This window comes from Jejudonia soesokkakensis, assembly GCF_042664795.1.
In the GTDB taxonomy this organism is placed as follows: domain Bacteria; phylum Bacteroidota; class Bacteroidia; order Flavobacteriales; family Flavobacteriaceae; genus Jejudonia; species Jejudonia soesokkakensis.
Map to the genome: position 1 here is coordinate 157,819 of NZ_JBHTBN010000005.1, position 20,319 is coordinate 178,137.

Here is a 20,319-nt window from a genome sequence, read left to right on the forward strand (position 1 = left end):
AGTTAAGTAAGTAATGTTGATAATAAAAGTGTTGCAGCGATCCAAAGCAATATGGATAAAATTCCTCCTATAATTAAAAAGTGTTTAAATGAATAAATGCCTGTACCATAAATCAACGCATTGGTTTGGTATCCCACCGGTGTAAAAAAGCTAAAATTAGCTGCAAACATTACGGCTAGAATAAATGGTTTTAGGGGTAGATCAAGTCCCATCGCCACAGAAATTGCGATAGGGGTCATGATGATAGCCGTCGCATTATTTGAGATAGTTCCGCTCATTAGCATTGTAAACCCAAAAATAATAGCCAAAATAATCGTTGGAGATTGGTCAGACAGTAATGCTAATAATTTTTCTGAGATCCAGAGATCTGTCCCGCTATTATTCATCGCAATTCCCAACGGAATCATTCCAGCCAGCAAAAAGATAATCTGCCAGTTTATTTTGTGATAAATATCTTCTAGTGAAATAGATTTGGTTAGTAATAAACTTGCAACTCCAATAAGTGAAGCCGTTAAAATAGTGGTTAATCCAGATGCTGCAATTGCAATGACTCCTAATAATATAAGACTTGTAATTAGCTTTTTGGAAGTAGGGATTGTTGGTGTAGAGTCGTGCTGATTAAGAATGGCTGTGTTCTCAATGTTGTACAGCTGCGAAATGTTTTTTTCTTGTAGTTCCAGTAGAATACGATCTCCAGGTTTTATATTTATTTCCTGAATGTTTTTTCGAATTAAACGTTCTTTAGTATTCCGAAGATTTTTACGTTTTTTGATAGCTATGGGAAATGCCCCTTCAAGAGACATGTTCCGAAGGTTTTTCATGGTTTTTCCCAATAGTTTAGAACCAGGTAACACCAATAATTCTACATAGCGTAAGGTGAACTCTTTTTCAGATTTCTTATTGTCACTCTCCTCTTCAATTTCTATTGTTTTGTTATCGTGAAACTTAAAACCTTCAATTTTTTTTATATCACCTAGGTTGTCAATATCACTCATTAAAACCAAATTGTCACCTTCTTTCAAATTTATATACCTTCCCGGGGCGTTGATGGTATGTTGACCCCGAATAAGTTTGATAATGGAGGTGCCATTTGAGTTTAGAAATTCTATATCTTCTAGACGTTCTCCAATCAATTCAGAATCTTTGTCAACCGAAACCGTAAAGACATATTCTTCAACTGCATATTCATGTTCGAAATCGGCTGCCTTATCTTTAGGCAACCACCTTGAGGCGATCATCATATAAACAACTCCAATAGCTAGTAAGATTATTCCAATAGCTGAAAATTCAAAAAAACTAAATTTATCAGCACCCAAATCCAATGCGATCTGATTTACCAATAAGTTCGTTGAAGTCCCCATAAGTGTGCAGCTTCCGCCGAGAATACCTGCAAAAGAGATTGGCATTAAAAGTTTTGCTGCGGAAAAATTATATTTTTCAGCCAACTGTGATACGATCTTAATAAAGATAATGACTACCGCAGTAGTACTTATAAAAGCTGAAATACCAGCTGAAATGACCATAAAAGCTGGCGTGATTAGCAGCAATGGTAAAATCTTTAATTTTTTTATGACATCGGTAAGCCACTGAATCACTCCATTTTCTTCCAAACCAATCGCTAAAATCATAAGAGATAGCACCGTTATGGTGGCTGGGTTTGCAAAACCGCTAATAGCTTCTTGAGGGGTGGTTAAACCGCACAGAATAAGCGCTACAATAATAAAAAATGAAATTTTATCTATAGGAAATAATTCTGTTACAAAAAGTAAAATAGTAACAGCTAAAATGATAAAAACGGTTAGTATTTGAAATTCCATTCAGCAGTTTTAAGACTTAAAAATATTACAAATAAGAAAGCAGGTCAATTAAAGAAATCATAATATTAAAGAGGTAAAATCGGAATGTATTAAAAGTACTAATAGGAGCGCTACATTTTTTAAGGATTATTTAACCTAACTAAGGGAGTCATTTGTTAAAAAAATCGTCTGATATTTTGTAATTTAGCAGTTCTGAAAAATTTAAATCACCAAAATTAAAATATGTCAAAAATAGCTACACTCGAGATTGATGGGAAGAAATATGAATTTCCATTAGTGGTAGGTACCGAAAATGAAATTGCAATCGATATAAAAACGTTAAGAGCTGCCACTGGTGGTATCACTACGTTGGATCCAGGATATAAAAATACGGGTTCTTGTGAAAGTGCAATAACATTTCTGGATGGCGAAAAAGGAATTCTTAGATATCGTGGCTATTCTATTGAAGAATTGGCAGATAAAGCAGATTTTCTAGAAGTAGCATATCTATTAATTTTTGGTGAGTTGCCTACAAAAGGGCAATTAGAAAAGTTTCATAATGATATTAAGGCTCAATCTCATGTAGATGAAGACGTAAAGAAAATACTAGATGGTTTTCCTAAATCAGCACATCCTATGGGAGTGTTATCTTCATTGACCTCGGCTTTGGTTGCTTTTAATCCGTCTTCAGTTAATGTAGATAGTGAAGAGGAAATGTATAATGCGATTGTAAAAGTGCTTGCAAAATTTCCTGTGCTAACAGCGTGGGCTTATAGAAAAAGAGCAGGCCTACCTTTAGATTATGGTGATAATTCGCTAGGGTATGTAGAGAATTTTCATAAAATGATGTTCAATCGCCCTAATGGAAACTATAGTGTAGATGAAAAAGTAACAAATGCGCTTGACAAGTTATTGATCCTTCATGCAGATCATGAGCAAAACTGTTCTACTTCAACAGTACGAATTGTAGGTTCTTCACATGCTGGTTTATTTGTATCCCTTTCAGCAGGAATCAATGCCCTATGGGGGCCACTTCATGGAGGTGCCAACCAGGCGGTAGTTGAAATGCTGGAGGCTATCAAAGAAGATGGAGGAGATACCCATAAATTTATGGAAAAAGCAAAGGATAAAGAAGATCCTTTTCGTTTAATGGGCTTTGGTCATAGAGTATATAAAAACTTTGACCCTCGTGCAAAAATTATAAAAAAAGCAGCAGATGAAGTTTTATCGAGCCTTGGTATAGAAGATCCTGTCTTAGATATAGCTAAAGGACTTGAGAAAGAAGCGTTAGAAGATTCCTACTTTGTAGATAGAAAACTATATCCTAATGTAGATTTTTACTCAGGTATTATTTATAGAGCTCTAGGAATTCCTGTAGAGATGTTTACTCCTATGTTTGCTTTAGGCCGTTTACCAGGTTGGATTGCTCAATGGAGAGAAATGCGTTTACGCAAAGAGCCAATTGGTCGTCCTAGACAAGTATATATTGGTGAAACTCATAGAGATTTTAAATCAATAGAAAAAAGATAAAATTTAGTATTTCTAAAATTTATAAAAGCATTCGTACCTACGAGTGCTTTTTTTATGTGCTTTTATCTCAAAATAGTATATTTACGAAATGATAGAATTGCATATTACTAACGAATTTTCAAGGCTTCGTTCCGTCATTTTAGGAAGCGCAAAAAGTAATGGGCCTACTCCAAAATTGGAAGATGCCTACGATCCAAAATCTGCACAACATATTAAAAAAGGCACCTATCCTGTAGAAAAAGATATGATTGATGAAATGGAGGCAGTGGCCGCTGTTTTTAAAAAATATGAGGTAGAAGTGTACCGTCCAGAAATTATCCAAGACTACAATCAAATCTTTACTAGAGATATAGGATTTGTAATTGAAGACAAATTTTTTAAGGCGAATATACTACCAGACAGGGAAGATGAGTTTACGGCCATAGAAAAGATTTGGTCCCAAATTCCCAAAGAAAAAAGAATTCAATTCCCTGAAGAAGTACATATAGAAGGGGGCGACGTCATGCCGCATGGTGACTATATTTTTGTAGGAACGTATAGAGAAGATGACTACGAAAAGTATATTACAGCACGAACCAATATGGCAGCAGTTTCTTATTTGCAGGAGCTCTTTCCGCAGAAAATAATAAAATCCTTCAATCTTCGAAAATCAAGTACCATTCCTGAAGATAATGCTTTACACTTGGATTGCTGCTTCCAGCCTATAGGGAAAGGGAAGTGCATCATTCACAAACGGGGTTTTCTGGAAGAAGAGGAGTATGAATGGTTGGTTGATTTCTTCGGAAAAGATAACTGCTTTCATATTGATAAAACTGAAATGTACCACATGAATAGTAATATTTTTTCTATTTCTGAAGAGGTCATAATTTCTGAAAGAAACTTCACAAGATTAAACAAATGGCTTCGCTCACAGGGCTTCACAGTAGAAGAAGTGCCCTACTTCGAAATCTCTAAACAGGAAGGATTACTTCGTTGTTCTACCATGCCGTTACGAAGAGATTAGTAGCCTTAATTTATTTTCACAGCCTTCTATTTATTTTCCTATTTCAAAAACTAAAAGTAGTATTTTTGCAGCTCAGAATTCTAGAAGCTTATGTCTCAAATCACAGATACCATTTTAATGATCCGTCCAGTTGCTTTTCGTATGAACGAAGAGACAGCTGTTAATAATTTCTTTCAGGAAGATTTAGATATAAAAAATGCTGAAATTAATAAAAAAGCGCAAGCAGAATTTGATGCTTTCGTAGAAAAACTTCAAGGTGTTGGCGTACATGTAATTGTTGAACATGATGATCTTGAAATGGACACACCCGATTCCATTTTTCCTAATAATTGGGTGAGTTTTCACAAAGATGGAACGATTGCAATGTACCCTATGTTTGCCGAAAACAGACGTAAAGAAAGAAGAGAAGAAGTGATTACACGACTGGAGAATGAAGGGTTTGTTATTGGTAATTTCATGGATTATACAGCAGCCGAAGCTGAAGGCTTTTTTATGGAAGGCACAGGAAGCCTCTTATTAGACCGAGTTCACAACAAAGTGTATTGTGCTATTTCACCACGTGCAGATGAAGAACTAGTGATTGAATTTTGTGAAGATTTTGAATGTGATCCAGTCATTTTTACTGCTAATCAGACCGTAAATGGACAGCGACTTCCTATTTATCATACCAATGTCATGATGGCATTGGCCGAAAATTTTGCGGTGATCTGTCTTGATACCATCGATGATAAACATGAAAAGAAAACCGTGGTTAAACATCTAAAAGAATCGAAAAAAGAAATCATCACTATTACCGAAGAGCAGATGCATCAATTTGCGGGAAACATGCTTCAGGTTAAAGGAAAAAACCATAAATATATGGTCATGAGTGAAGCCGCAAGAAGTTCGTTACGACCTGATCAAGTAAAAGCTATTCAGAAGCATTGTAAAATTTTAAGCAGTGATTTGACCACCATAGAAACCTGTGGCGGTGGAAGTGCACGTTGTATGATGGCAGAAGTTTTTCTTCCGAAGAAAGATTTGTAATATTTTAGTTATAAATTCACATCTCACGTCGTAGCAATTTTTTTAATCATGCCTGCGAAAATAAAATAGTGAAAAGGTAACATGGTATACCAATACAATCTTCCCCATAATCCACGAGGTCTAAATGTTGCCGTTTGATGTAGTACATTATGCTCGTCAATACAAAATTCTAACCACGCTTCTCCAGGCACGCGCATTTCAGCAAATAAGAGGAGCCTTCGTTCTTTCTTATCGGCCAATATGACCCTCCAAAAATCTAAAGAATCTCCTTCATAAATTTTAGTAGGATGGGTTCGCCCTCTTCGAAGCCCAACACCTCCAAAGAGTTTGTCAAGATAGCCTCTTAATTTCCATAAAAAAGTTCCGTAATACCAACCTCGTTTTCCGCCTATGGACCAGATGTTTTCCAATACTTTATCTGGATTTTCTACTTGTATTTTTTGAGAATCCTTTAGGCATCCTTGGTCTGGAACTTCGACATATTTTTTTAGCTCTTTTCTAAATCGTCCACTTATCATACTATCTTTCCAGCTGGAGACCACCTGATTTTGCTTGATTTTTTTAAAAGCTAATTCTATGGCTTTCAGGTAAGGAATAGGCGTTACTCCCAAAATCTCTTGAAGTCGTTTATCTTTTGTAATAACTTCAATCCGCATACTGTCCACAAGGTTTAAGGCTAATTTATATGAGGTTGATGTGACAAAATACAACCAATATGAAGAAAGTTTTGGCGACATAAATGGGACATCAAGAATGGTTAGATGCAATTCTCTAAATTTTGAATACTGCTGCATCATTTCTTTATAGGTGAGGATGTCGGGGCCGCCTATATCAAAGGATTCATTGTAGCATTTTTCATTCCCTAAAACACCAGTTAAATAGGTTAGAACATCTCGAATTGCAATGGGTTGACAACGTGTTTTTACCCATTTAGGTGTAATCATGACAGGCAATTTTTCACAAAGATCTCTTATTATCTCAAAAGAGGCACTGCCACTCCCTACAATGATTGCGGCTCTTAAAACAGTTAGTTTTGAGGTCCCCTCGTAGAGAATATCTTCTACATTTTTACGAGACCACAAATGTTTTGAAAGATTTTTGTCATTCACAATACCCCCCAAATAAATAACTTGCTTGCAATTGGTAGGTGCTAAATAGGCGTTAAAATTTTTTACTGAAAGTTCTTCTTTTTCATCAAAATCTGAAGTAGAAGCAGACATAGAGTGAATCAAATAATACGCTGCATCGATATCTTTGGGTAGTTTATCTATTTCGACATCTTTAAGGAAATCAATCTCTACCACATCTATTTTTTTCAAAATATCTGGACTAACCGACAATCGATTAACGTTACGAACTGAACATACTACTTGATGTCCTTGTTCGAGTAATAATGGAAGCAGTCGCATTCCAATATATCCGTTAGCACCTGTAAGTAAAATTTTCAATGTATTTAATTTTGTTTAAAGATAACCACTTAGAATTAAACAATGGTTAATTCGTAGTTAATTGAAACCCCTAGAACTAAAAAATCCGCTTACATGGCTGCAAACGGATTTCATTTTCTATTGTATCAGGATTTTAAAATAGCAATATTCTATTTTATCATCTCGTAGCTACGTTTTATAAACGCTGTCATTTCTTCACCTTTCAAAAGATTTTTACTCAATTTCGCAAGGTCTAATGCCTGATTTACCAATCGTTCTTTCTTCTTATTAGTTTTGGTATGTAAAATTTCTGAAACCAACTCATGGTTCGTATTTACAATCAAATTATACATATCTGGCATGTTGCCCATCCCAAACATACCGCCACCGCCGCCAGACTTTTGCATGTCTTTCATACGTCGCATAAATTCTGGTTCGGTAATAATAAACGGATTCGCAGAACTGTCCATTGCCTCTAATTGTACCGAGAATTTTTCAGTAGGAATTGTATCGGTCAAAAATGTTTTTAGGGTTTCTTTTTCTTCTTCGGAAAGTTTTGAAATAGCTTCCTCATCCTTCTTGATCAAATTGTCAATATGATCTCCATCAACTCTGGTAAAGGTTACATTTTCGTTTGTACTCTCTAATTTCTGAATTAGATGCGATATAATTGGAGAGTCTAATAGCAAGACCTCATATCCTTTATCTTTTGCAGACTGGATATAACTGTGCTGCTCATCTTTATCTGAAGCATACAAGATTACCAATTTATCATCCTTGTCAGTCTGGCTATCTTTAATCTTATCTTTTAGTTCTTCAAATGTAAAATAGGAGCCATCAACTGTTGGGAACAACGCAAAACTCTGTGCTTTCTCATAGAATTTTTCTTCGGTAAGCATCCCGTATTCAATAACGATCTTGATGTCATCCCATTTTTTTTCAAAATCTTCACGGTTCTCGTTAAAGAGACTTTTCAGCTTATCTGCAACCTTACGAGTAATATAACTTGAGATTTTCTTTACAGCACCATCTGCCTGCAAGTAGCTTCGGCTTACATTTAAAGGAATGTCTGGACTATCAATAACTCCTCTAAGCATGGTTAAAAATTCGGGTACGATGCCTTCAACATTGTCTGTTACAAATACCTGATTTTGATATAATTGAATTTTATCCTTTTGGATATTCATGTCATTAGTCATCTTAGGAAAGTATAAAATTCCGGTAAGATTAAAAGGATAGTCCACATTTAGGTGAATGTTGAAAAGTGGCTCTTCGAATTGCATTGGATATAATTCGCGGTAAAAAGACGCATAATCTTTCTCTTCTAATTCGGTAGGTTGTTTTGTCCAGGCCGGATTAGGATTATTAATGATATTGTCAACTTCTTGCGTAGGTGCCTTGTCATCTTCCTTGGCATCTTCTGGCTTCGGAAGGGTTTCAGTTTTCATTCCAAATTTAATTGGAATAGGCATAAACTTATTGTATTTGGTAAGAAGTTCTGTGATTTTTCCTTTTTCTAAAAATTCGGTTTCATCGTCAGAAATATGTAAGATAATTTCTGTACCTCGTTCAGTTTTTGAGGATTCTTCTAAGGTATAGTTAGGAGAACCGTCGCATGTCCAATGTGCTGCAGGTTCGTCTTTATAGCTTTTAGTGATGATTTCAACTTTATTTGCGACCATAAAAGCAGAGTAGAATCCTAGTCCAAAGTGTCCTATAATCCCTGCATCTTCACCTTGTTTATCTTTATACTTTTCGATAAACTCTTCAGCTCCAGAAAAGGCGATTTCATTGATATATTTTTCAACTTCTTCTTTAGTCATACCAATGCCCTGATCGATAATATGAAGTTGTTTTTTGTCTTTATCTATTTTTACTTCAATAATGGGATTGCCATATTCTACATTAGCTTCTCCAATATTGGTGAGATGCTTTAACTTTAATGTTGCATCTGTTGCGTTACTAATTAATTCACGTAAAAAAATCTCGTGATCACTGTATAAAAACTTTTTAATAAGCGGGAAGATATTTTCGACCGCTACGTTAATGGTTCCTGTACTCATAATATATTTCCCGTGTTATCGGGAATCTTATTTAGTTAAACTTATTTTCTTTTAAGATCTATTTGTCAAAGAAAGTACCAAGGTAAGTTTTGTGACATGATGTCATCTATGATTATTTTTAACACAACATTGTTTAAATTTTAAGAGAATATATTAAACAGAACAAGTATATTTATCTTACTTAAGTGGGATAATAGATTGCTATGAAACACTAGAATTTTATCTATTATTTTATTGGTTAGGTTGTTTTTAGAGAGGAGGCAGAGGTGCTTCCTCTCTTGTTTTATAAATTAGTATGCATGCATAGTAACTGAGTTGAAAATATTTTAACTGGTTCTCTCTTATACGTATCTTTCGCATCTTAAATCACACGAATGTATACTTCAAAAATTACGGGAACTGGACATTATGTTCCTGAAAATATAGTTACCAATGATGACCTTTCAAAGTTAATGGATACAAACGATGCTTGGATTCAGGAACGTACAGGTATCCAAGAAAGAAGACATATTAAAAAAGGCGATGGCAACTCAACTTCCATTATGGGAGTAAAAGCATCCAAAATGGCTTTAAAAAATGCTAGTTTAGTTCCCAAGGATATTGATATGATCATCTTTGCGACCTTGAGTCCAGATATGTATTTTCCGGGTGGTGGTGTTCAAGTACAAGAAATGATGGGGATGCGAACCGTTCCAGCATTGGATGTAAGAAATCAGTGCAGTGGATTTGTCTATGCCCTTTCGGTAGCAGACCAATTTATAAGAACTGGAATGTATCAACATATTTTAGTCATTGGATCCGAAAATCATAGTGGCGGATTGGACTTTACAACCAGAAGCAGAAATGTGTCTGTCATTTTTGGAGACGGGGCAGGAGCAGTAGTTCTGTCAAGAAACGGTGAAGAAAATTCAGGGATCCTATCAACACATTTACACAGTGAAGGTAAGCACAAGGATGAATTGTCATTGCAAGGGCCGAGTACAGACTACTGGGTGCCAGAAATAATAGCAGATAATCCTCAAGAAAATATTCCATATTATCCGTACATGAATGGACAATTTGTTTTTAAACATGCAGTCGTTCGTTTTGCTGAAGTAATTAAAGAAGGTTTGGCTGCAAACGGATTGGAAGCTTCAGATATTGATATGTTGATTCCGCATCAAGCAAATTTGAGAATATCGCAGTTCGTTCAGAAGAAATTCAGATTGAGAGATGATCAGGTTTTTAATAATATTCAGAAGTATGGAAATACGACAGCAGCATCAATCCCAATTGCACTTTCCGAAGCCGTCGAAAAAGGGAAGATAAATAAAGATGACGTAGTGGTTTTAGCAGCTTTTGGTAGTGGTTTTACATGGGGAAGCGTCATTATTAAATGGTAAGATTTTTTAAAAGAAATAATAGAAAAAGCCTCCCGAAATAAACGGGAGGCTTTTTTTATAGTGACCTGTAACATTAAATTTTTAAAGGCTAATTCAAATAATTTATAAAACAGGGATTTGTTTATTTAATAGACGTAATAGATCTCTATATGTTTCAGTATTTAACTTTTTTAACAAGACTCTAACACACTTTAAAAAAAGTAAACCCAAAGTCTAGAACCTTGGGTTTACTACTCTACTACTAATATTAACACTAACCATCAACGTAAAAAAATTCGCAGTAAAGCAAGAAATATTTCTATTATAGAGACGGAGCAGTTTGGGGTTTGTTACAGACAATAAATCTTTTAACATACTTTTCTGAAAGTTATCTGTGGTCAGATTGTATTTTTCTAAAAAAAAGATGATAAACAAAAAAACAGTAGTGATTGGTGCAAGCTTAAAGTCTACTCGGTATTCCAATATAGCAATTAACCGACTTGTAAAATATGGACATACGGTGAAAGCCATTGGACTTCGAAAGGGTGTGGTTTCAGGTGTTGATATTACTACTGAAAAGGAGTCTTTTGAAGATATCGATACGGTTACATTATATCTCAGTCCTAAACGGCAAGGAGAATATTATACCTATATCATCTCGCTAAAACCAAATCGTGTGATATTCAACCCGGGAACCGAAAATCCTGAATTTTACAAAATGCTTCAACATGAAAATATTGAAGTTGAGGTAGCATGTACCTTAGTTCTTTTGGGTACGAATCAGTACTAATCCTAAAAAGGTGATGAAGCCATTGAGTACCAGAATAAAGAATCCAAATTCAAACTGGAAAAGATAACTGCATAGGAAACTTAAAGCGTATCCTAAAAACGGTGTAAGTATTGCAATAACTGGGACGAGAGAATCGCGAATTTTCCAATTGGTAAATAATCCAAATGCGTAAAGTCCCAATAATGGACCATAAGTATATCCAGCAAAAGTGAATAATTTTGCAATTACAGAAGCATCTCCAATAGCGTAGTTAAAAAATATAATGACTACTATAAGCACCAAGGACATTAAGATATGAATGCGTTTTCGAATTTTAATTTGTGTAGTAGGTTCGTGTTTTTTTTCAATATCTAAAATATCAATACTAAATGAGGTCGTTAGTGACGTAAGCGCGCTATCTGCGCTAGAATAGGCTGCGGCAATTAATCCTAATAGAAAGAAAATCGCAATACCTATTCCTAATCCGCTTTGGGTTGCTATGGTTGGAAAAAGCTGATCTTTATGAGCATCTATTCCATACTGCTCTGCATAGACAGTTAGTAGTAAGCCAAGAGCAAGAAAAATAAAATTTACTACAGTAAGCACAATCGTGAACCAGAACATGTTTTTTTGAGCGTCTTTGAGATTTCTACAGGTCAAGTTTTTCTGCATCATATCTTGATCAAGGCCAGTCATTACGATGGCGATAAAAGCTCCGCTTAAAAATTGCTTGACAAAATGGTCGCCACTTTTCCAGTCGTCAAAAAAGAAAATTTGAGACAAATCACTTTCAGCAATAAAATTGAAAATAGTTCCTGAAGAGATTCCCATAGCATCTGATACATAATATATGGCCACCCCTACGGCTATAAGCATAAATAATGTTTGGAGTGTATCTGTCCATACTATAGTTTTAATGCCACTTTTAAAGGTATATAGCCAAATAAGTAAAATTGTGATCGAAACTGTTGCCCAGAAGGGAACATTCATACTGTCAAACACTAAACTTTGTAATACAATTGCCACCAGATAAAGCCTGAAGCTTGCACCTACGATTCTAGAAAGTAAAAAGAAAGAGGCTCCCGTTTTGTAGGAAGCTTTTCCAAAACGCCCCTCCAGATAGGTATAAATTGAGGTAAGATTTAATCTATAATAAAGAGGGAGTAGGACTATGCCTATCACCGCATATCCAACTGTATATCCTAGTACTACTTGAAAGTAGCTAAACTTTGAAGCTTCAACCCAACCAGGAACCGAAATAAAGGTAACACCACTTAAAGAAGCGCCTATCATTCCAAACGCTACAAGATACCATGGAGACTGCTTTCCTGCTTTAAAAAAATCGGCATTACTTCCTCCTCTATTTGTTAATATTGAAATTAAAATAAGAACGCCAAAATAACTGGCAATTAGCAAAATAATATGTAAGGGCTCCATAATTAACTCGTCTTAGGCTGGGTATGTAAAAATACGAATATAGCACTTGCATGAAAGGTATTTTTTAATACTTTTGGAAACTTTAAAAATTACAATCTTATTTATCTATAAATCTTACTGTTATGAAATTTAGTTTAACTTTTTTATCCCTTTTCATTTTTTTATTTTCGGCGACATCTCAAGTTCAGGATTATCAATTAATGATTGATCAAGGAACTTTTAGTGTTGAGGAAATAGTGACTGTTGGCGAAGCTTATTTTGAGAACCGGGATAAAGGAAAGGGTTCTGGTTATAAACAATTTAAACGGTGGGAATATATGGCGAAACGTTTAATGAACGATGAAGGATATTTAACTCCAGATTCAGAAAGAATAGAAACTTTAAAAGCATATAATGTAACTCTTAATAATAATCAACAACGACAATTATTACAAGATAACTGGACAACTCTAGGTCCGGTATCTTATAATGCAACATCTGGGTGGAACCCAGGGGTAGGAAGAATTACCGGAGTAGCTGTAGATCTAACAAATACAGATATAATTATTATTGGAGGAGAGACCGGAGGGGTCTGGAGAACTGCAGATGGAGGTCAAAATTGGACTCCTTTAGGAGATAATTTTGTAAACTTAAGAGTATACTCTGTTGCAATTGATCCTAACAACCCTACGACTTATTTCTTTGGTTCAAGTAGTGGTTTGATCTATAAGTCTGTAGACTCAGGAAGTACTTGGACAGAAATAGCAGATGTAAGTAATTCGTTGATTAATAAAATTTTAATTCACCCAACAAATTCAGATATTATGTTTGCCTCAAGTCAAAATGTAGGTCTGTTTAGAACTATAGATGGAGGAGATACTTGGACTGAAGTGACCAATGATACAAGAAGTTATGATGTAGAATTTAAAGCAGACGATACTAATATTGTCTATGCTTCTGGAAGCTCGTACCATAAATCAACAGATGGAGGAGCTACGTTCACCACGATGAATACTGGATTTAATTCAGGACCTAAAATGATTGCAGTTTCACCAGATGATGCAGAAATAGTATATGTACTGCAAGCATTTAATGGAGGATTTAGTGGATTATTTAAGTCGTTAGATGGAGGAGATTCATTTTCGCAATTGAGTCATTCTGGACGTAATTTTCTAAATCTTAGTTCAGATGGAACTGGTGGTGGAGGTCAAGCACCAAGAGATATGGATATTGTGGTTCACCCAACAAATATTGATGAAGTGCATTTGGGAGGAGGACAAACATGGCGTTCTTTAGATGGAGGAGTAACCTTTCAACTTTCTTCATTTTGGTTTCTGCCTGATGTTCAAAATTTTAATGTTGGGTATTGTCATGCAGATATAGACTTTATGCAATATTTTAACGGAGAAATTTACGTAGGAAGTGATGGAGGAGTTTTTAAAACACCAAACTCTTCAGGACCTATAAACGTTTCATACTTTGAAGATTTAACAGACGGACTTGGTATTAGACAATTCTATAAAATTGGAATCGCACAAGGCTCAGAACAAAAAATTACAGGAGGTTCTCAAGATAACGGCTCTTCAGTGTATACAGAAGGTACTGGTTGGAAAGATTGGCTTGGAGCAGATGGTGGAGATGGCTTCATTGGAAATACTAGCAATAATACTATTTTTGGTACAACACAATTTGGAAGAATGTATCGCAGTTCAAATGGTGGAAATACAGCTTCAAATGTAAATTTACCTACAAGTAGTCCTGAGGGTAACTTTGTCCCATCATTTGAAAAAGACCCTGTTGATAACTCAATATACATAGCTTACAATAGAATTTATAAATCTTTAAATTCAGGATCAAACTGGACAGCTATCTCCCAGACATTTTCTTCTCCTTTAGATGATTTTAAAATTGCACCAACTAACAATCAGATTATATATGGTGCTAATGGAGGAGCATTCTACAGAACTGAAGATGGAGGAGCGACAGATTGGGTGCAAATGACAAGCCCAGGAGGATCTATTAATTCAATTGCGGTACACCCATCAAATCCTAATAAGGTTGCTGTAGCTACAACAAACTCAAATAGGGTTTTTGTTTCAGAAGATGGCGGGCAATCATGGACCAGTATGAGATTTAATCTCCCTAATTTTAGCGCTCTGTCAGTAGTCTGGGACGATAATGGTCAAGATGGGTTGTATGTAGGTATGGATTATGGTATTTTTTATATTGATAACAGATTTTCAGATTGGCAGCCTTATAGTAATTTACTGCCAAATGTTATCATTAATGAACTTGAAATAAATGTAGCCAATGGGTTGCTTTATGCTGCAACTTATGGTCGTGGATTATGGGTAAGTCCAACTGTAAATACATTGTTGAGCGTTGATGATTCTTCTATAGAAGATGCGATTGTAGTATATCCCAACCCTGCAAATGATGAGATTTCACTATCACTTAGAAATCCTTTAGATGGAGAAATTAGAATATTTGATATTTCTGGAAAACTGGTTCTTTTCGAAGCTAAAGAGACGATTGTAAATAATCATCAAATTAACATTGCTGCTTTAAAAAGTGGAACGTATTTTATTAGATTAAATACTGAAAGTGGTACCGTTACTAAGAAACTTATCAAGAATTAGAGTACAAAACTTTTAGAATGATGCTTCAGAAAGACCTGCCGTTTTTCTGAAGCATTTTTTTTATCTTGCAGCTTCTAAAGGCTCTATGGATTTTTCTTCAAAACTTCTCGAAAATGCGGTTAATGAAATGTCGCAACTCCCAGGAATAGGTAAGCGTACAGCATTGCGTTTGGTGCTACATTTATTGAAACAACCACAACAACATACCGAGTTACTTGTAAACGCCTTGCATACCATGCGCGATCAAATCAATTTTTGTCGTAATTGTCATAATATTTCAGACACGCAGCTTTGTGAAATCTGTGCCAACCCTAACCGGGATGCAAGTATTGTGTGTGTTGTCGAAGATATTCGTGATGTAATGGCCATAGAGAATACTAGCCGCTTTAAAGGACAGTATCACGTATTAGGGGGAAAAATCTCTCCTATGGATGGGGTGGGTCCCGGAGAGTTGACCATTAACTCATTGGTAAATAAAGTAAAAGAAGGAACCATCGATGAACTCATTTTTGCATTGAGCTCTACAATGGAAGGCGACACTACAAACTTTTATATATTCAAACAAATTGAAGGGCTTGATGTAATCACAACAACAATTGCCCGCGGAATTTCTGTGGGAGACGAATTAGAATACGCAGACGAAATTACTTTGGGAAGAAGTATCATTAACAGAATTCCTTTCGAATCTTCACTTAAAAGCAACTAGGTCTTGAATCTCTCTGTAGTCATTCTTAATTATAATGTACGCTACTTTTTAGAGCAGTGTATTAAAAGTGTAGAGCGGGCTACAAAAAATATAGAGGCAGAAATTATTGTCATCGATAACAACTCGCAAGATGATAGCTGTGCAATGGTCAAAAAGCTATTTCCTCAGGTTACACTTATTGAAAACAAAGAAAACGTAGGCTTCAGTAAGGCAAATAATCAGGCAGTAGCCGTTGCTAAAGGCAGGTATATTTGTATTCTTAACCCGGACACGGCTGTGGGCGAAAATACTTTTTTAGACTGTTTGCATTTTGCTGAAGTTAAAGAAGACCTTGGTGCCATTGGTGTTTACCTTTTGGATGGGACAGGTAATTTTCTACCAGAAAGTAAACGAAATTTACCAACACCTCAGGTCTCATTTTTAAAACTTTTGGGTTTTGGAAGGCATTATTATGCGCGAAAAATTGGAGAAACTTCAAAAGGAAAGGTAGATGTTCTTGTAGGAGCATTTATGTTTCTGAAAAAGTCGGTTTATGATGAGGTACTTGGCTTTGATGAAGACTATTTTATGTATGGAGAAGATATTGATCTGTCTTACAAAATTACACAGGCAGGATACCAAAATTATTACCTAGGCACTACCAGTGTGCTTCACTATAAAGGTGAAAGTACACAAAAAGATGCCTTGTATTTGGAGCGGTTTTATGGAGCAATGTCTATTTTCTACCGAAAACATTTCAGTTCTAGTGGTGTTTTAAATTCATTAGTGAATATAGGAGTTTCCGTAGCAAAAAAAGTAAAAGGAAAAAAACGTAGTGTTCCTTCTGAAACTTCAGTAGTATTGGAAAACACCGTAGTGCTTACCGAAAACTTTTCACTACTAAAAAAACTTTCAGAAAGTATGGAACGTCCGTTAAAAGCTTCATCAAAAGCTATTTTTCAGGACTCGATCATTCGAAATACCTTATTTATTTTTGATGCAGAATACATGCCGTATGCACAGATTTTTCAAGTGATGAAACAACTTAAAAATCGAAACAATCAATTTAGAATCTGTCCGCCAAAATCGAACTTTATTTTAGGAAGTGACCAAAGTGATGAAAAAGGTAGTGTGACCGTTTTTTAAGAAATTTGAAACAAGAATAGATTAAAATTTAACTAATTTTGCACTTCATTTAATTTGTTGACAAATTTATTATGGCAAGATTTGAATTAAAACTACCTAAAATGGGCGAAAGTGTTGCCGAGGCTACGGTAACGAATTGGCTAAAAGAAGTAGGAGATACCATCGAGGCAGACGAAGCAGTGCTGGAAATCGCAACCGACAAGGTTGACAGCGAAGTTCCAAGTGAAGTAGAGGGTGTTCTGGTTGAAAAACTTTTTGAAGCAGATGCTGTTGTACAGGTGGGTCAAACAATTGCTATTATTGAAACTGAAGGTGAAGCTTCAGCAACCCAAACTTCGGAAGCTTCAGATAATGAAATGAGCGCGCCAGCTCCAAAAACAGTTGCTGCCGTTGAAGAAACAGTAGCTTCAGCAAAAGAAACAACCAAAGCAATTGAAAGCAACGGAGATCGTTTCTATTCTCCTTTGGTAAAAAATATTGCCAGTGAAGAAGGGATTTCTCAAGACGAAATGGATTCGATTGAAGGTACAGGAAAAGATGGTAGGGTTACTAAAAATGATATGTTGAGCTATCTTGAAAATAGAGGTTCTTCAGCAACCCAGTCACAACCCCAAACGGTTATAGAAGCTAAAAATCCAGAAACTTCAAAAGCTCCAGCGCCTGCACAAAAGGCTCCGGTTTCTGTAAATGGCGGTGACGAAATTATTGAAATGACGCGAATGGGGAAACTTATAGCGCATCACATGGTAGCAAGTGTACAGACTTCTGCGCATGTTCAGTCATTCATAGAGGCCGATGTGACCAATATCTGGAATTGGCGTAAAAAAGTAAAAGATGGTTTTGCAAAACGCGAGGGTGAAAACCTTACGTTTACTCCTATTTTTATGGAAGCAGTGGCAAAAGCATTAAAAGATTTTCCAATGATGAATATCGCAGTTGATGGCGATAAGATTATCAAACGAAAAAATATAAATCTTGGGATGGCAGCGGCATTACCAGACGGAAATTTAATTGTTCCAGTAATTAAAAATGCAGATCAGCTTAACCTTGTTGGCATGAGCAAAGCTGTTAATGACCTTGCGGGTCGTGCTCGCGATGGAGCATTAAAACCTGACGAAATTCAGGGAGGAACCTATACAGTCACTAATGTGGGTACTTTTGGCAGCATCATGGGAACGCCTATAATCAATCAGCCGCAAGTAGGTATTCTCGCTTTAGGAGCCATTCGAAAGGTGCCTGCAGTAATTGAAACGCCAGATGGAGACTTTATAGGTATTCGCTATAAAATGTTCTTGTCACATAGTTATGACCACAGAGTTGTTAATGGTGCTTTAGGAGGACAATTTGTAAAAGCGGTGGCAGATTATCTAGAAAGCTGGGACGTAAAAAGAGAGGTGTAGATTAGTCACTTTCTAATTCTTTTACTACAGTTTCTAAATCATCATACCCAAAGATAGCATAGTTATTATTCCAGATGACAGGGAATTTAATTTTTGTTTCTGAAGTGAGCATCCTTTCAATAAAAGACATAAATTGCCTATACATGGTTGGGTCTTTATGAATGTCAAACGCTTTGTGAGTAATACGTTTTTCGGTTAATGCTTCGGAAAGTGCTGTGCATTTATCGCAACCAGGTGCTACAAAAAGAACCAATCGATCCTGAACAATACTTCGAATATCCCTTGTTTCGGGAGTGAATTGTATAGAAATGTCTTTACGTTCTTTATTTATAATGAGGTCGTAGGTGTATTGAGATTCTTCTCCATCTAATTCTATAAGGGTTGTCATTGGAACTTTTGAGTTTGGCGGAAGGTCTTTTAAAACAGGTTTGGCCGCACTTCTGCGATAGCCTTCTGCTTTAATCAGGAAGAATACATTAAGGGTGTCGTTTGTTTTATTTTCGGCAAATAACTCGACCCGTTTTCCGTTCTTTTCTTCAGTGATAAGGACCTCTAGTCCCTGACCAAAGAAGTTTCCGTAGGTCAACAAGAAAAAACCGAATAGAAATAGTCGAAGTGTCATATTCACAAATTTAGTAATTGTTACCTTTGCAGCATAAATTATACCAATGGAATTACAACTTAGCAAACCACTCTGTTTTTTTGATCTTGAAACAACTGGAACAAATGTCGCTCAGGATCGAATTGTAGAGATTTCAATTTTAAAAGTACATCCCAATGGAAATAAGGAAAGTTTTACCTGGAGAGTGAACCCTACGGTACCCATTCCGCCATCTACAACTGCAATTCATGGGATTTCAGACGAGATGGTGGCTAACGAACCTACCTTTAAAGAATTGGCTCCCAAAGTACATGCGCTTTTAAAAGATAGTGACCTGGGAGGATACAACTCAAACAGGTTTGATATTCCATTATTAGCAGAAGAATTATTGAGAGCCGAGGTTGATTTTGATCTCAAAAAAGCAATGTCTGTAGATGTGCAAACTATTTTTCATAAAAAAGAAAAACGTACACTGGAAGCAGCTTACAAGTTTTATTGTGACAAGGATTTGACAAACGCGCATAGTGCAGAGGCAGATACCAATGCTACCTATGAAGTTTTAAAATCGCAGTTAGACCGATATGACGATCTCGAAAATGACGTTCCCTTTTTAGCTACGTACAGTGCACATAAGAACTATGTAGATTTTGCAGGGTACATAGGGTACAACAAAAAAGGACAAGAGATTTTTAGCTTCGGAAAGCACCGCGGTAAATTAGTAGAAGAGGTGCTTGAAAAAGAGCCTGGTTATTTTGGATGGTTGCTCAATGCAGACTTTCCGTTATATACAAAAAAAGTGCTAACCAGAATCAAATTAAGTAAACTCAATACCAAGCTCTAACATGAAAATTATCTGCGTAGGACGCAATTATACCGATCATATTGAAGAATTGGAAAATGCCAGGCCAGAACATCCTGTTTTATTTTTAAAGCCAGACACTGCTATTCTTCTTAAAAAACAACCATTTTTTATCCCTGAATTTTCTAACGATGTACATCATGAAGTTGAAATTTTGGTAAAAATTAAAAAAATAGGAAAGCACATTGATCGTAAGTTTGCACATAAATATTATGACGAGATAGGGCTAGGAATTGACTTTACAGCGAGAGATCTTCAGTCGCAATTAAAAGAAAAAGGATTGCCTTGGGAAAAGGCCAAGGCTTTTGACGGGGCTGCAGTGATAGGTAAATATATAAACAAGCGTGTTTTTAAAGATGTAAACAACATAAATTTTAGCCTAAAGAAGAACGATACTGTAGCGCAAAAGGGGAATACGGCATTAATGTTGTGGAAAATTGATACGTTAATCGAATATATCTCAAAATATTTTACTTTAAAGATAGGAGATGTTATATTTACAGGAACTCCCAGTGGAGTAGGAAAAGTAAGCCCTAACGATATCCTAACAGGATATATTGAACAGGAAGAAGTTTTTTCGATAAAAGTTAAATAATAC

General features: G+C 35.8%; 16 protein-coding genes. 11 read left to right on the forward strand and 5 right to left on the reverse strand.

The window, feature by feature from the left end:
* Positions 1-2: 2 nt before the first annotated feature.
* A complete protein-coding gene (locus ACFQO1_RS10620; RefSeq protein ID WP_380218039.1) occupies positions 3-1,817 on the reverse strand; it encodes an SLC13 family permease in 1,815 nt (604 codons plus the stop codon).
* Between the two features lie 222 nt (positions 1,818-2,039).
* Between ACFQO1_RS10620 and ACFQO1_RS10625 the strand changes: the two genes are divergently transcribed.
* The 3 genes from ACFQO1_RS10625 (at position 2,040) to ctlX (ending at position 5,355) form a co-directional block, all read left to right on the forward strand.
* Complete coding sequence (locus ACFQO1_RS10625; protein WP_380218040.1) at positions 2,040-3,326, forward strand: citrate synthase; 1,287 nt, start codon at positions 2,040-2,042, stop codon at positions 3,324-3,326.
* Positions 3,327-3,414: 88 nt separating this feature from the next.
* The gene (locus ACFQO1_RS10630; protein ID WP_380218041.1) at positions 3,415-4,329 is read left to right on the forward strand and encodes a dimethylarginine dimethylaminohydrolase family protein; all 915 of its coding nucleotides are present in this window, start codon (positions 3,415-3,417) and stop codon (positions 4,327-4,329) included.
* 90 nt (positions 4,330-4,419) lie between these two features.
* On the forward strand, positions 4,420-5,355 hold the full coding sequence (gene ctlX, locus ACFQO1_RS10635; RefSeq protein ID WP_380218042.1) for a citrulline utilization hydrolase CtlX: 936 nt from the start codon (positions 4,420-4,422) through the stop codon (positions 5,353-5,355).
* Positions 5,356-5,378: 23 nt separating this feature from the next.
* On the opposite strand, the gene ACFQO1_RS10640 is transcribed toward ctlX, so the two are convergent.
* Both ACFQO1_RS10640 and htpG read right to left on the reverse strand, forming a co-directional pair.
* Positions 5,379-6,803 (reverse strand): SDR family oxidoreductase, encoded by a 1,425-nt coding sequence (locus tag ACFQO1_RS10640; RefSeq protein WP_380218043.1) that lies wholly within the window; start codon positions 6,801-6,803, stop codon positions 5,379-5,381.
* Between the two features lie 149 nt (positions 6,804-6,952).
* Complete coding sequence (htpG, locus tag ACFQO1_RS10645) at positions 6,953-8,845, reverse strand: molecular chaperone HtpG (RefSeq protein WP_380218044.1); 1,893 nt, start codon at positions 8,843-8,845, stop codon at positions 6,953-6,955.
* A gap of 374 nt (positions 8,846-9,219) precedes the next feature.
* On the opposite strand from htpG, the gene ACFQO1_RS10650 reads away from it, so the two are divergent.
* Positions 9,220-10,227: a 3-oxoacyl-ACP synthase III family protein gene (locus ACFQO1_RS10650; protein WP_380218045.1), complete on the forward strand. Its 1,008-nt coding sequence runs from the start codon at positions 9,220-9,222 to the stop codon at positions 10,225-10,227.
* 406 nt (positions 10,228-10,633) lie between these two features.
* Positions 10,634-10,996 (forward strand): CoA-binding protein, encoded by a 363-nt coding sequence (locus ACFQO1_RS10655; protein WP_380218157.1) that lies wholly within the window; start codon positions 10,634-10,636, stop codon positions 10,994-10,996.
* Here ACFQO1_RS10655 and ACFQO1_RS10660 read toward each other — a convergent pair.
* On the reverse strand, positions 10,967-12,412 hold the full coding sequence (locus ACFQO1_RS10660) for a sodium:solute symporter (RefSeq protein WP_380218046.1): 1,446 nt from the start codon (positions 12,410-12,412) through the stop codon (positions 10,967-10,969). The two genes, ACFQO1_RS10655 and ACFQO1_RS10660, sit on opposite strands and share 30 nt — an antisense overlap.
* A gap of 122 nt (positions 12,413-12,534) precedes the next feature.
* On the opposite strand from ACFQO1_RS10660, the gene ACFQO1_RS10665 reads away from it, so the two are divergent.
* From ACFQO1_RS10665 to ACFQO1_RS10680, 4 genes are all read left to right on the forward strand, one after another.
* A complete protein-coding gene (locus ACFQO1_RS10665) occupies positions 12,535-15,030 on the forward strand; it encodes a T9SS type A sorting domain-containing protein (protein ID WP_380218047.1) in 2,496 nt (831 codons plus the stop codon).
* An 85-nt stretch (positions 15,031-15,115) separates the two neighbouring features.
* Positions 15,116-15,736: a recombination mediator RecR gene (gene recR / locus ACFQO1_RS10670; RefSeq protein ID WP_380218048.1), complete on the forward strand. Its 621-nt coding sequence runs from the start codon at positions 15,116-15,118 to the stop codon at positions 15,734-15,736.
* Positions 15,737-15,739: 3 nt separating this feature from the next.
* Positions 15,740-16,861 (forward strand): glycosyltransferase family 2 protein, encoded by a 1,122-nt coding sequence (locus tag ACFQO1_RS10675; RefSeq protein WP_380218050.1) that lies wholly within the window; start codon positions 15,740-15,742, stop codon positions 16,859-16,861.
* A gap of 71 nt (positions 16,862-16,932) precedes the next feature.
* Complete coding sequence (locus tag ACFQO1_RS10680) at positions 16,933-18,261, forward strand: dihydrolipoamide acetyltransferase family protein (RefSeq protein WP_380218051.1); 1,329 nt, start codon at positions 16,933-16,935, stop codon at positions 18,259-18,261.
* Between the two features lies 1 nt (position 18,262).
* Here ACFQO1_RS10680 and ACFQO1_RS10685 read toward each other — a convergent pair whose 3' ends face one another.
* Complete coding sequence (locus tag ACFQO1_RS10685) at positions 18,263-18,883, reverse strand: glutaredoxin domain-containing protein (protein WP_380218052.1); 621 nt, start codon at positions 18,881-18,883, stop codon at positions 18,263-18,265.
* A 46-nt stretch (positions 18,884-18,929) separates the two neighbouring features.
* On the opposite strand from ACFQO1_RS10685, the gene ACFQO1_RS10690 reads away from it, so the two are divergent.
* Positions 18,930-19,703: an exonuclease domain-containing protein gene (locus ACFQO1_RS10690; protein ID WP_380218053.1), complete on the forward strand. Its 774-nt coding sequence runs from the start codon at positions 18,930-18,932 to the stop codon at positions 19,701-19,703.
* A 1-nt stretch (position 19,704) separates the two neighbouring features.
* Positions 19,705-20,316 (forward strand): fumarylacetoacetate hydrolase family protein, encoded by a 612-nt coding sequence (locus ACFQO1_RS10695; protein ID WP_380218054.1) that lies wholly within the window; start codon positions 19,705-19,707, stop codon positions 20,314-20,316.
* The last annotated feature ends 3 nt before the right edge of the window (positions 20,317-20,319 follow it).